This window comes from Vicinamibacteria bacterium (genome assembly GCA_035620555.1).
Lineage (GTDB): Bacteria > Acidobacteriota > Vicinamibacteria > Marinacidobacterales > SMYC01 > DASPGQ01.
The window spans coordinates 1-12,450 of the sequence record DASPGQ010000247.1 but is presented as its reverse complement, the minus strand read 5'-3'; the positions used below and the strand labels follow the sequence as shown (position 1 = coordinate 12,450).

Here is a 12,450-nt window from a genome sequence, read left to right as displayed (position 1 = left end):
TCGACGAAGATTTTCTGAAGAAGCTCGAGTACCTGAAGCTCGTCTCGAACCGCATGCTGCCCGGGCATTTGCGGGGAGAGCATCGCGCACGCAAGAAAGGCAGCGGCGTCGAGTTCGCCGACTACCGCCCCTACGTGAGCGGCGACGATACCAAAGACGTCGATTGGAAGGCGTTCCTGAGGCTCGATCGGCTCATCTTGCGCATCTTCGACGAGGAGGCAGATCTGCCAATCTATTTGTTCGTCGATTCGAGCCGGTCGATGGGCTTCGGGGAGCCCCCCAAGTTCGACTACGCCAGGAAGGTCGCCGCGGCGCTCGCCTATATCGGGCTTCTGAATCTGGATCGGGTGAGCGTAATCGGCTACGCGAACGGAGTCACCGAGCAGATCGCTTCGAAACGGGGCCGCAATCAGATCTGGAGAATCTTCAACTTCCTCGACCGAATGCACCTGAGCGGCGAGACCTCCTTGCACCAGACATTTCGCACCTTCTTCGGTACCAAGCGTCGTCGCGGCCTGGTGGTCATCGCGTCGGACTTCATGGATCCGGCCGGTTTCTCAACGGCCTTCGATTTCGTACGTTTGTTCCGCCACGACGTGTTCGGCGTCCACATCCTCAGCCCCGAGGAGATGAGGCCGCAGTTCCCCGACGAAGCCTTGCTCGTCGACTCGGAGAATGGAAGCTCCGAACGGCTCCGGATGTCGCCTACACTCGTTGCCGCCTACGAGCGCGAGATGACGAATCACCAGCGTGCACTCGAGGCTTATTGCTCCAAGTACGGGTGGGGGTACGTGCGAACCGAGACCCGGATTCCATTCGAAGATCTGATCATCCAGATCTTCAGACAGGATCGATTCCTCAGATAGAAATGACTTTCCTGCAGCTCGGCCTGTCAACGATGGTCCTCGTTCTCCTTTCGACCGCCGCGGCCATCGTCTTCCTCTACTGGCTGAAGCCACCCCCGCAACGGGTGCTCGTGCCCTCGATGCTGATCTGGAGCCGCGTGCTCAAAGAGCGCAAGAGTCGATCGGACTTCTGGCGCTGGCTCGTGTCTCTCCTCATCGCCCTCACGGTGGGTCTCGCTATCGCGTTGTCGGTGGGCCGTCCCGAGATCGAGGCTCTGTCGGGAACCGCACGCCGCATTGCCGTCGTGGTCGATAATTCCCCCACGATGGCCGCCCGGTCGTCGTCGGGCCGTACCCGTTTCGATCTGGCTCTCGATCGAGCTCGCGAGCTGGTGCGGCAGGGGAGCTCGGCAAGCCGCTACCTGGTGGCGGACACCGCCGGGCACGTGCCCGGTGGCGAGTACACGAGCCGGCGGGTGGCGCTCGAGCGCATCGACCGGCTGCAGGTTTCGCTCGGAGGGAAGAGCGCGTTTCCCCCGAGGGATCTGTTCGGCGACTCCGAGGTCTTCTTCGTCACCGATGGGGTTCTGGTCTCGAAGATTCCCGAGCGCGTCACCATCGTTCCGGTTTTTCAGCCCGTGGCCAATGTGGGCATAACCGCTTTCGATCTTCGGGCCGTCCCGGCAAATCCCACGCGCTTCGAGGCCTTTCTCGAGGTCGCGAATCATTCCGCCGAGGCTCGCCGAGTCGCGGCGCAAGTCGACGGCGCGGGAGGAGCCTCTCTGAAGCGCACCTTCTCCCTCGGGCCCGGTCAGGTTCGGGGCGAAATCCTGGACCTGGCGCAATTCTCCTCGGGGCCCGTCAGAGCTCTCATCGACTCCGAAGAGGACGGTTTCGAGCTGGACGACGTGGCCTATGCCTATCTCGGCACGCCGAGGGTGCTGCGGGTGGCTCTGGTGACGACGGGAAGCTCCTATCTGGAGACGCTTCTCCGGCTCGACCCTCGGATCGAGCTTCAGGTCGTCGCTCCGTCCAACCTTTCGACCGCATCGGAGCCCGACCTCTTCGTGTTCGACCGCTTCGCTCCGGACGCGCCTCCGTCCGCGCCCGCCATTGCTTTCGATCCCACGCCCGTCGGCTGGTTGGGAAAGCACACGGGACGTGAGCTCGCCGGGCTTTCGCTTTCGGGAACCGAGCGAGAACATCCCGTGATGGCGAACGTCTCGCTCGTGGACGTGGTCGTCGAACGGGTTGCGGCCGTCGAGGTGGGGGACTTCGACGTGCTAGTGGGTACGGAGCTCGAGCCGCTCATCCTCGCCGGCGACGTTCCGGTGCGGTTCGTTCATGTAACCTTCGACCTCGCCCAATCCAACCTTCCGCTTCAGGCGAGCTTTCCGATCTTTCTTTCGAACGCGGTGAGCTGGCTGACGGGGACCGAGGTCTTGAGCTCCCCTCTCGGTACCATTGCGCTTGCGCTTCCCGGTGCCGCGGTGACCGACCTCGAGGGGCACGACGTGCCCGTGCGGGCGTCCCCGTCGGGGACATCGTTCGCCCCCGACGCGCCCGGTCTGTTTTCCGTTCGTAGTGGCGGCGGAGAAGTCGTGGTGTCTGCCAACCTCCTGAACCCGGGTGTTTCGAACGTGAATGCTTCGTCGCTGACCGAGGCCCAGCTCGATGAAGGATTCGAATCGATGCGCGACGAATCCACCGGAGAGCTCTGGCTGGTTCTCATCGGAGTGGCATTCGCTCTCGTGGTGGTCGAATGGTGGACGTACCACCGCCGGATGACGGTCTGAGCCAGCGTTCGCTTCGCGTCGCGGCACTGGGCTACCATCCCCTGGATGGACACGAGCCGGGTTCGTGTACGCGTGGCCCCGTCACCCACGGGTGACCCCCACGTCGGAACGGCCTATCAGGCTCTCTTGAACTACGCTTTCGCTCGCAAGAAGGGCGGCGCCTTCATCTTGCGCATCGAGGACACGGATCGAGCCCGGTCCTCGCCGGAATCCGAGAGGAGGATTCTCGAGTCCTTGTCCTGGCTCGGCCTTTCGTGGGACGAGGGGCCGGACGTCGGAGGACCTCATGCTCCGTACCGCCAGAGTGAAAGGCTCGCCATCTACCGGGAGCACGTCGAGCGTCTGCTCGCCTTAGGACAAGCCTACCGGTGTTTCTGTTCCCGGGAGCGTCTGGAAGAGATGCGCGCCGCGAATCGCGACGAGAAGCATTTTCCCGGCTACGATCGGCATTGTCGCGAGATCCCCCTGGAGCGCGCCGAGGCGCGCAAGGATGAGCCCCACGTGGTTCGAATGAAGGTCCCGCTCGATGGCGAATGCCGGATGGTCGACCTCCTGCGGGGAGAGATCGTGAAGGATTGGGCGACGGTCGACGATCAGGTCATCCTCAAATCGGATGGATATCCGACCTATCATCTCGCGAACGTGGTGGACGATCACTTGATGGAGATCACCCACGTCATTCGTGGGGAAGAGTGGATCAACTCGGTTCCGAAACACCTGATGCTCTACGAGATGTTCGGCTGGCAGCCCCCGGTGTTTTGCCATCTGCCGCTTCTGCGGAACAACGACGCCAACAAGTCGAAGCTCTCCAAGCGCAAGAACCCGACTTCGATCGACTACTATCGTAGAGCGGGATTCCTCCCCGAGGCGATGGTGAACTTCATGGGCATCCTCGGCTGGACCCGGGCAGAGGGCGAAGAGAAGTTCTCCCGCGACGAGTTCGTCGAGCACTTCGTGCTCGAGGCGCTTTCGCTCGGAGGCCCCGTTTTCGATGTCGAAAAGCTCAGGTGGTTGAACGCTCGCTACATACGTGAAGACTACGACGCCCAAGGGCTCGTCGCTCTTCTCCGTCAGTGGGCCCTGTCCGACGAGTCTCTCGAGCGCATCGCGCCGCTCGCGCAGCCTCGGCTGGAGACGCTCTCCGACTGGGGCTACCTCACGGCATTCTTTTTCGCCGACGGGGTTCCGCTGGATCCCTCGGAGCTGACGCTCAAAGGCAAGACTCGTGAAGAGCTGGCGGGGGTCTTCCAGACGGCGATTTGGCTCCTGGAGTCGGCCCGGGATTTCTCGGACGACGCCATCGAAGCGGTCTTTCGCGAGCTCGCGGCGAAGCGCGACGTCAAACTGAGAGATCTCACCCGCCCGTTTTACGTGGCGATGACCGGTTCCCCGGCGTCCACGCCGCTCTTCCGTTCGATGCAGCTCCTGGGCCTCGACCTCGTGCGGATGCGGCTGCGCCGGGCCATCGAGGCTCTCGGAGGGCTATCGGCCAAGCGGACGAAGGAGCTGGAGCGCGACTATCTACGGACTTTCGAGCCTATCCTCGATCGCAGGGACGAGACGTAATGGAGACGACATGATGAACGAGGGCAACGCCCGCATCGAGCTCGCCGCGGCCTATCGACTCGCGGTTCGACACGATTTGTGCGAAGGGATCAACAATCACTTCACCGCCCGGGCGGGGGAGGACCGCTTTCTCGTCATTCCTCACGGTCTTCATTGGAGCGAGGTCACGGCGAGTCGGCTTCTCCTCGTCGACGGCCAGGGGAACGTCCATGGAGGCGAGGGCGAGGTCGAGCCCTCGGCGCTCTACATCCATTCGCGCATCTTGCGTGCGCGGCCCGAGGCGGGGGCGGTGCTCCACACGCATCAAACCTACGCAACGGCGATCACCTCGCTCGACAACGGGCGGCTCCTTCCCGTGAGCCAGAACGCTCTCCGCTTTCACGGACGCATCGCCTACGACGATAACTATCAGGGGGCCGCGGACCACGACGCCGAAGGAGAGAGACTAGCGTCGATCTTGGGCACGAAGGATGTGCTGTTTCACGCGAATCACGGTGTCATCGTGGTTGGCCCGAGCGTCGCCAAGGCCTACGACGATCTCTACTTTCTCGAGCGCGCCGCCAAGGTGCAGATTCTCGCTCAGGCGACGGGCAAGCCCCTCCGCTTCGTGCCCGACGACGTCGCTCGCGTCTACGTGCGTCCGGACCGTCCCAACAACCTGGACAAGCAGGCCGAGGAGCACTTCGCTGCGCTGAAGCGGATTCTCGATCGAGACGAGCCCGACTACGCGAGCTGACGGAAGTCGACGACGAGGAGGATCAGAAAACGCGCGAGAACCCAGGTACAATGCATTTGTATCTATAATCATCTCGCCGGCGTCGTGGGCAGAGAGGAGTTGCTGCAATCATGTCGCTGAACCTACGCAACGAGGATACGCGCCCGTTCGCAAAGACGATGTTTCTCGAGGGACGGCTCGACACCAACACCGCCGGGGGCTTCGACACCGAGTTGGACACGGTGTTGGAATCGCCCATCAAGGTATTGGTGCTCGATCTGGGCGAGCTGGAATACCTCAGCAGCGCCGGTATTCGCTCCCTATACCGCGCCCAAAAACTCATGAAGGGACGCGGCGGCAAGACGCTCATCGTCAATCCTCGCCCTTCGGTCAAGAAAGTCTTCGACATCGTGAAGGCGGTCGACTTGAGCTCCGTTTTCGCCAGCGTCAAAGAGCTCGACGACTACCTGGATGTCATTCAGCAGAAAGGCGAAACGGAGTGAAGTTTCCTCCGAGCGAGCTTTAGTTTCGTGAAAAATGGGGGTTCAAAGAATTGAACAAAACCCTGGGCTGGTCCGTATCGTCTATAGTTGGTGAGTGAGGCCCTCGGAGGCTCAGGAGAGTCGATAATGTCGTTCATCAAGAAGTTGTTTGGCGGGAAAACGGAGCCCAAGAAGAGGGTCCGCATCTGCGTCGAGTGTGGCATGCCGGTCGGGGAGCACAAGGAATGGTGCGCGATCCTGAAGGGCCAGCAAGCCATGGCCAAACGGGCCGATGCGGCTGGAGGAGCCTGACCGCTTTCCCAGTTGAGCGCTCCTGGCGCGGGCCCGAGCCTGCACCGTCGCCGGAAAAATTGTCCTAGCCGTTTCGACTGACGGGTTGCATCCGTTCCCTTCATCGCTTACTCTCGCCCGGAAATCCACGGGAGCCTTTTCAATGGGAGAACGCCTGTCGCCCGTTCGTGACGGCGACCGTGTCCCGCTGTCGACGGGGCCGGGTGTTCGGCCGCGTCCGAGCTCGCGCGAGTAACGCGTCTGACCCGCTCCATCGATCTCGAGGGCGCCATCGCCGCTGCCGGCATCGTCGATCTGGCATCGAGGCTCGTCCAGATCCCGAGCCACCCCGGCATCGACCGCCAGGAAGAGGGAGTCGTCAGGGCTCTCGAAGGCTTCCTCGTAGAAGCGGGGCTCTTCTGCCGTCTGGTGGAAGTGGCCCCGGGCCGCCCCAATCTTTACTGCACCCTCGATAGCGGGAGATCGGGACGCCATCTGATGCTGTGCGGCCACACCGACACCGTCCCATTGAACGCCGCCGGGCCGGGGGTCGGGTTTTCCGGCGAGATTCGCGACGGTCACCTTCTCGGCCGTGGTTCCGCGGACATGAAAGGTGCGCTCGCGGCGATGGCGGGTACGCTGGTCGCGCTTCACCGAGCGGGCGCCCTGGAGACGGGAGCCGTGACTCTGGCCGCGGTCATCGACGAGGAGATGGAAAGCCTGGGCGCCGAGCACCTCGTCGGGACCGGAGAGCGCGCCGACGCCGCGATCGTGGGTGAGGCGACGAGCAACGAGATCGCCATCGGTCATCGAGGGCTCGAATGGCTCGAGATCGAGCTTCGCGGTCGCTCCGCCCATGGTGGTGCGCCCGAGGCGGGCGTGAGCGCGATTCGCGCCGCCGCGCGCTTCATCGACAGGGCCGAGCGGGAGCTTGCTCCGCGATTCGCCGCGAGAGCTCATCCGGTGCTGGGCCCCCCGACACTGAACGTCGGCACGATTCGAGGAGGCGACCAGCCCTCGACCGTTCCGGCAAAGTGCGTTCTCAGAGTGGACCGGCGTACGGTTCCTGGCGAGAGCTTTCAGGACGTCGTCAGGGAGCTTCAGGAACTGCTCCGGGCCGTAGAGTCCGAGATGGAGGGTCTCAGATCCGCCGTGCGCAGGATGCCGGGGGGGATGGCGACGCTCGAGCACGTGGCACTCGTGACCGAGCCCTCGCACCCCATCGTTCGGTCGGCCGAGGAGGCACGGCGGGAAGTGCTGGGCGATACGGGGCGACTCACCACGTTTCCCGCGTGGTCGGATGGAGCCCTCCTCTCGCGGTTCGGCGGGATTCCCTCCATCATTCTGGGGCCGGGAAAGCTTTCTCTCGCGCACTCGCCGTTCGAGAGCGTACCCGTCGAAGACCTGCTCGACGCCGCCCGAATTTATGCTCTGACCGCAACGCTGTTCTGTTCTCCATGAAGCTCAAGCTCCCGCATACCTACGTCCTTCTCTTCGCGCTCGTCGTGGCCGCGGCCCTCGCGACGCACGTCATTCCCGCCGGAGAGTATGAGCGCGTAGATCGTGGTGGCCGCACCGTCGTCGATCCGGCCTCTTATCAGGAAGCTCGCTCCGATCCCGCGAGCGTTGCCGACGTCTTCCTGGCCTTCCCTCGAGGCCTGAGCGCTACCGCCGACATCGTGTTCTTTATCTTCATCATCGGCGGCGCCTTCGGAGTGGTGAACGCGACGGGCGCCATCGAGGGCGCCATCGAATGGATCATCGCCAAAGGCGGTCGTGGAGAGCGGGTCATACCCGTCTTGATGCTCGTCTTCGCCCTCGCTGGAGGAAGCCTCGGTATGGCGGAAGAGACTCTCGTGTTCCTTCCGGCGCTCCTCGTACTCTCGCGACGGCTCGGCTATGACGCGATCACCGCGGGCGCGGTCGGCCTCGTTGGCGCGGGAGCGGGATTCGCGGGAGCGTTCATGAACCCGTTCACCGTGGGTGTCGCTCAGGGAATCGCCGAGCTGCCTCTATTTTCGGGAATCGGCTATCGGCTCGTCGTCTGGGTCGTCGTGACATCGCTCGCCATCTTTCACGTGATGCGGTACTCCGCGCGCGTGCGCAGCGCGCCCCAGGTCAGCGAGCCATCCTCCATGCGCGGTCTGAAACGCCGCCACATCCTCGTACTCCTGCTGTTGGCAGCGACCGTCGGAGCCTTCGTCGTCGGAGCTCTCCAATGGGGCTGGGGCCTTCTGGAGCTGAGCGGCGTCTTCGTCGCGGTGACGTTCCTCGCTGGTTGGCTCGGAGGCCTCGGAGCGGATGAGATCGCCGAGAATTTCATCGAAGGCGCGGCCGGTATCACCACCGGCGCTCTCGTGGTTGGGCTCGCCCGCGGCGTGCTGGTAATCTTCGACGGCGCCCTGGTGACGGATACCATCTTGCACGCGCTCGCGGGCGCGGTCGAGAACCTGCCACGCTCGGCGAGCGTCGTCGGCATCTATCTCGTGCAGGTGCTTTTGAACTTCATCGTGCCCTCGGGAAGCGGTCAGGCGGCGCTTTCCATCCCAATCCTCGCGCCGCTCGGCGATCTCGTCGGCGTGACCCGGCAAACCACCGTGCTCGCCTACCAGTTCGGGGACGGATTCACGAACGTGCTCACCCCGACCCAGGGCTACTTCATGGCGGGGCTCGCCATGATAGGCGTCAAGTGGACCGATTGGGTTCGGTTCATCTGGCCACTCCAGTGTCTCTGGTTGATTGCCGGCCTGGTGCTGCTCCTCACCGCCCACGCGATGCAGTACGGCCCGTTCTAGCTCTAATGAATATACCCAATCGACCGCAAGCGCTCTAAGACGTCGTCCTGCCCTTCGCTCGATGCTTCGGTGCCGACGTCGAAGTCGATCTCGGAGTCGACATAGCGTGGCGGAGCGCGCTCGAGCGTCTCCGGCTCGAAGATTTGCGCGAGCACTTTTCCGTCCATAGCGAGGGGAACGGGTGAGGAGAGCAGATGCAGAAGGGTTGGCGCAACGTCGAGGACCGAAGCGCCGTGAAACGCCCGGTCCTGGCGAATTCCTGCGCCGGATGCGATGAAGATGCCCTCGGGCGAATGCAGCCCTCCGAGCTCGGCGGGCACCAGACCGTGGTCCGAAATGACCACAATGGTGGCGTGCTCGGGAAGGAGCGCGATGAGCTCGCCCAACCAGCGGTCGACCAGCTCGTACGTCGAATCGACGATGCGTCGCGCAGACTCGCGACACCCGGGCCGCATCTCGGCACCGTGTTTCCAGGAGAGATAGGCGTGACTCAAGACGTCGAGGGACTCGAAATAGACCATGAACAGTCCGCTGCTCATGGAGGGCAAGAGCTTTCTGGCGGCGCGGACATAGAGCTCGTCCTGACGGAGAACGCCGGGAATGGCCGCTCGATCCTCGATGAGGGGAGGATCGCAGTCCAGAAGATGAAGGGAGGAAAAGACCGGTTCCATCTCCTCGAGCGACGGATAGAGCGGCTCGATCTCGGAGACGAGCTCGGGGGGCCAGGTGAGGTCGCTCGTGGTGTTCACCCGCCGACCGCGGAGCCCCATGCGCGACGACACGAGATACCCATTGACCGGGTACGCAGGCCAGGTGCCCCAGTAACCGACGATCCCCACCGGGTGCCCTTCGTCGCCGGCGAGAGTCCAGACGGGGCGCGATCGCAGGTGGGCACTCTGCGCCTCCACGACTGGTCCCTCCGGCTTGTAAAAACCACGTCCGAGGTCGAAACGAGCGAACGCCGGATCGAGCTCGAGCACGGAACGACCCTCGACGTCCAGTACCTCTAGGCGAGCCAGCTGAGCTGAGAGGAGGCGGTGATCCTTCGTTCTTCCGCTCGTCACATCCGACGGGCGGCTCTGCCGTGTCAGCTCGAAAACGACCTCGTTGCGAGCAGGCCGGAGCCGCTCGGTGGCCACCGCAACCTGGAACTCTTGCCATTCCACGGGAACGGTCAGGTTGCCGAGCGGCTCGCCGTTGAATCGAATGCCGATGTTCTGCGTTCCGTTCGACTCGTAGGAGCGGAGTCTCAATCGCATGAGAAACGGGCCGCTGCCCCGGATTTCCGGAAGGTTCAGCTCGGCGACGGGCGGGTCGTCCTCCGATCCCATCCAGACGACCGAGGTGCCGGGCTTTGGCAGAAGAAAGTCTCTGACGCCATGTCTCTCGGCAACGACCCCCGTAGCCACGCTCGCCCAAAGAATCGGGGACCAGTAGCCGCGACGCGGTTCCGCGGCCATGATCCGTCGCTCGGCGAGAGACTGCATCGGCCCATACACGCCGTCGTCGATGAGCCGCTCGAAAGCGGGAACCCTTTGATGGGAACGCAACTCGTCGATGATGTCCCCACTGGCCCCATCCAGGCAGAACACGGCGACAAAGGGCGGAGCGTCGCGGCACGACCAGGATCCGCCCGCGAGCGCGGCGACCGCGGCAAAGAGCACATGCGGCTTCGAATACACGGCGCCAGAGTGTAACCGATCCCGCGCGGAGGTCTTGCTAGAATAGGAATGGAATGGCAGGAGCCGACCGAAAAACCGAGGGTGAAGTCCTCGAGAAAACGCGCTCGAAGACGGACAAGCCCAAGCTCTACAAGGTGATCCTCCACAACGACGACTACACCACGATGGACTTCGTCGTGAGGATCCTCGAGGCGGTGTTCAACAAGTCACCCGCCGAAGCGCACCGCATCATGATGCACGTGCATACCCGGGGCGCGGGGATTGCCGGCGTATATCCTCACGAAGTGGCGGAAACGAAGGCGGCCCTCGTGCACGATTGGGCCAAAGAAGCGGGTCACCCGCTTCGTTGCAGCATCGAGCCGGAATGACGACTATGCGGCGCCTCCGCCTACGCACGAAAGCTACGGCGTGAGAGCATTAAACGAACTAATATTGAAGAAGTAACGGGATGTTTACCACTAACCTGGAAATGGTCTTGAACGTCGCCTATCGTGAGGCCGACACGAGGCGGCACGCGCATTTGACTCTCGAGCATCTGCTCTTCGCCATCGCGCACGATCCAAAAGGAGAGGAGATCCTCCAGGCTTGCGGCGCCGATTTGGAAAAGCTTCGCAGTCGCCTCAAGAGTCATCTCGAGCACGATATCGAGCTCCTTCCCCTGGACTCTCACCAGGAGCCGATCCAGACGCTCGCATTTCAACGGGTGCTGCAAAAAACGGTGCTCCACGTTCAAAGCTCGGGCAAGAGCGAGGCCGATATCGGGGACACGCTCGCCGCGATACTTCAGGAGCGGCGCTCCCACGCGGCGAAGCTCCTGGAGTCGCAGCAAATCACCCGGCTCGACGTGCTCAATTACATCTCTCACGGAATCACCAAAGTGCCGCAGATCCCCGCGGGTGAGCCGGCGGGGGCCGGCGTCGGCGAGGAAGATGCGCCCAACCGAGCTTCGGATCCGCTCACGGCTTTCACGGTGAACCTCACCGAGCGAGCCCGCCAGGGGCTTCTCGATCCACTCGTGGGCCGTAGCGCGGAGATCAAGAGGGCGCTCGAGATCCTTTGTCGCCGCCGGAAGAACAATCCGGTCTTCGTGGGTGACGCCGGTGTGGGGAAGACCGCGCTGGTCGAGGGGTTGGCGCAGAAGCTCGCTGCCGATCAAGTGCCCGAGATCCTGAGGGGCGCGGAGATCTTCGCCCTGGACTCGGGTGCGCTTCTCGCCGGTACGCGTTATCGAGGAGATTTCGAAGAGCGTTTCAAGATGGTCATCGCCGCTCTCGAGATGCGGGAGAAGCCGGTGCTCTTCATCGATGAGCTGCACACGATGGTGGGAGCGGGCGCGACCACGGGTGGCACGATGGACCTGGCCAACCTCGTGAAGCCGGTTCTGACCGAAGGGCGCGTTCGTCTTATTGGCTCCACGACGTTCGAGGAGTTCAAGCACCTCGAGAAAGACCGCGCCCTCCACCGAAGGCTTCAGAGAATCGTGGTCGAGGAGCCGTCTTTCGAGGACACGGTCAAGATTCTGGAGGGATTGCAGTCGCGCTACGAGGAGCATCATCGGGTGACCTACACGAAGGGTGCGCTGGAGACCGCCGTCCGTCTCGCGAAGAGACACTTGCGCGAGCACCGTCTTCCCGACAGCGCCGTGGACGTGATCGACGAAGCCGGCGCGGCGCAACGTTTGTCGGCGAAAACCGAAGACGCGTCGTCTCCGGTAGATATCCCGCAGATCGAGAAGATCGTGGCCCGGATCGCTCGAATCCCGGAAAAGCAGACATCGGCCTCCGACAAGGAGAGATTGCGCACGTTGCCGGAATCGCTGAAACGTGTCGTATTCGGGCAGCCCGGCCCCATCGATGCCGTTGCCCGCGCCATTCGCCGCTCTCGTGCCGGGTTGGGCCACCCGGACCATCCCGCCGGATGTTTCCTGTTCACCGGACCGACTGGGGTAGGGAAGACCGAGCTGGCACGACAGCTCGCGCGTCACCTCGGAAACGAGTTCATTCGCTTCGATATGAGCGAGTATATGGAGAAGCATGCCGTGGCGCGTCTCATCGGCGCGCCACCCGGCTACGTGGGTTTCGAGCAGGGAGGGCTTCTCGTCGACGCGGTGCGGCAACATCCCTACTGTGTCGTGCTTCTCGACGAGATCGAGAAGGCGCACATGGATCTGTTCAATATCCTGCTCCAGGTCATGGATCATGCCGCTCTGACGGACAATACCGGTCGGAAAGCCGACTTTCGTCAAGCGATTCTGATCATGACCTCCAACGCGGGATCG

At 63.1% G+C, this 12,450-nt stretch carries 11 protein-coding genes; 10 read left to right on the top strand and 1 reads right to left on the bottom strand.

Annotation, left to right across the window (positions count from 1 at the left end):
- From VEK15_10525 to VEK15_10490, 8 genes are all read left to right on the top strand, one after another.
- Positions 1-866, top strand: an 866-nt coding sequence (locus tag VEK15_10525; GenBank protein ID HXV61119.1) for a DUF58 domain-containing protein, incomplete at its 5' end; no start/stop codon positions are given.
- A 2-nt stretch (positions 867-868) separates the two neighbouring features.
- Positions 869-2,641 (top strand): BatA domain-containing protein, encoded by a 1,773-nt coding sequence (locus VEK15_10520; GenBank protein HXV61118.1) that lies wholly within the window; start codon positions 869-871, stop codon positions 2,639-2,641.
- A gap of 45 nt (positions 2,642-2,686) precedes the next feature.
- A complete protein-coding gene (gene gltX / locus VEK15_10515) occupies positions 2,687-4,207 on the top strand; it encodes a glutamate--tRNA ligase (protein ID HXV61117.1) in 1,521 nt (506 codons plus the stop codon).
- A gap of 10 nt (positions 4,208-4,217) precedes the next feature.
- Positions 4,218-4,943: an aldolase gene (locus VEK15_10510; protein ID HXV61116.1), complete on the top strand. Its 726-nt coding sequence runs from the start codon at positions 4,218-4,220 to the stop codon at positions 4,941-4,943.
- A gap of 110 nt (positions 4,944-5,053) precedes the next feature.
- The gene (locus tag VEK15_10505) at positions 5,054-5,425 is read left to right on the top strand and encodes an STAS domain-containing protein (protein HXV61115.1); all 372 of its coding nucleotides are present in this window, start codon (positions 5,054-5,056) and stop codon (positions 5,423-5,425) included.
- Between the two features lie 126 nt (positions 5,426-5,551).
- A complete protein-coding gene (locus VEK15_10500; GenBank protein ID HXV61114.1) occupies positions 5,552-5,716 on the top strand; it encodes a hypothetical protein in 165 nt (54 codons plus the stop codon).
- A gap of 240 nt (positions 5,717-5,956) precedes the next feature.
- Positions 5,957-7,156: a M20 family metallopeptidase gene (locus VEK15_10495; GenBank protein HXV61113.1), complete on the top strand. Its 1,200-nt coding sequence runs from the start codon at positions 5,957-5,959 to the stop codon at positions 7,154-7,156.
- Complete coding sequence (locus VEK15_10490) at positions 7,153-8,490, top strand: AbgT family transporter (GenBank protein ID HXV61112.1); 1,338 nt, start codon at positions 7,153-7,155, stop codon at positions 8,488-8,490. Before VEK15_10495 ends, VEK15_10490 begins: the two co-directional genes overlap by 4 nt.
- 2 nt (positions 8,491-8,492) lie before the next feature.
- Here VEK15_10490 and VEK15_10485 read toward each other — a convergent pair whose 3' ends face one another.
- Positions 8,493-10,172, bottom strand: coding sequence for an alkaline phosphatase family protein (locus VEK15_10485; protein ID HXV61111.1), 1,680 nt, complete (start codon positions 10,170-10,172; stop codon positions 8,493-8,495).
- Positions 10,173-10,225: 53 nt separating this feature from the next.
- On the opposite strand from VEK15_10485, the gene clpS reads away from it, so the two are divergent.
- Together clpS and VEK15_10475 are read left to right on the top strand one after the other, a co-directional pair.
- The gene (gene clpS, locus VEK15_10480; GenBank protein ID HXV61110.1) at positions 10,226-10,540 is read left to right on the top strand and encodes an ATP-dependent Clp protease adapter ClpS; all 315 of its coding nucleotides are present in this window, start codon (positions 10,226-10,228) and stop codon (positions 10,538-10,540) included.
- A gap of 80 nt (positions 10,541-10,620) precedes the next feature.
- The coding region (locus tag VEK15_10475; protein HXV61109.1) for an AAA family ATPase at positions 10,621-12,450 on the top strand (1,830 nt) is incomplete at its 3' end.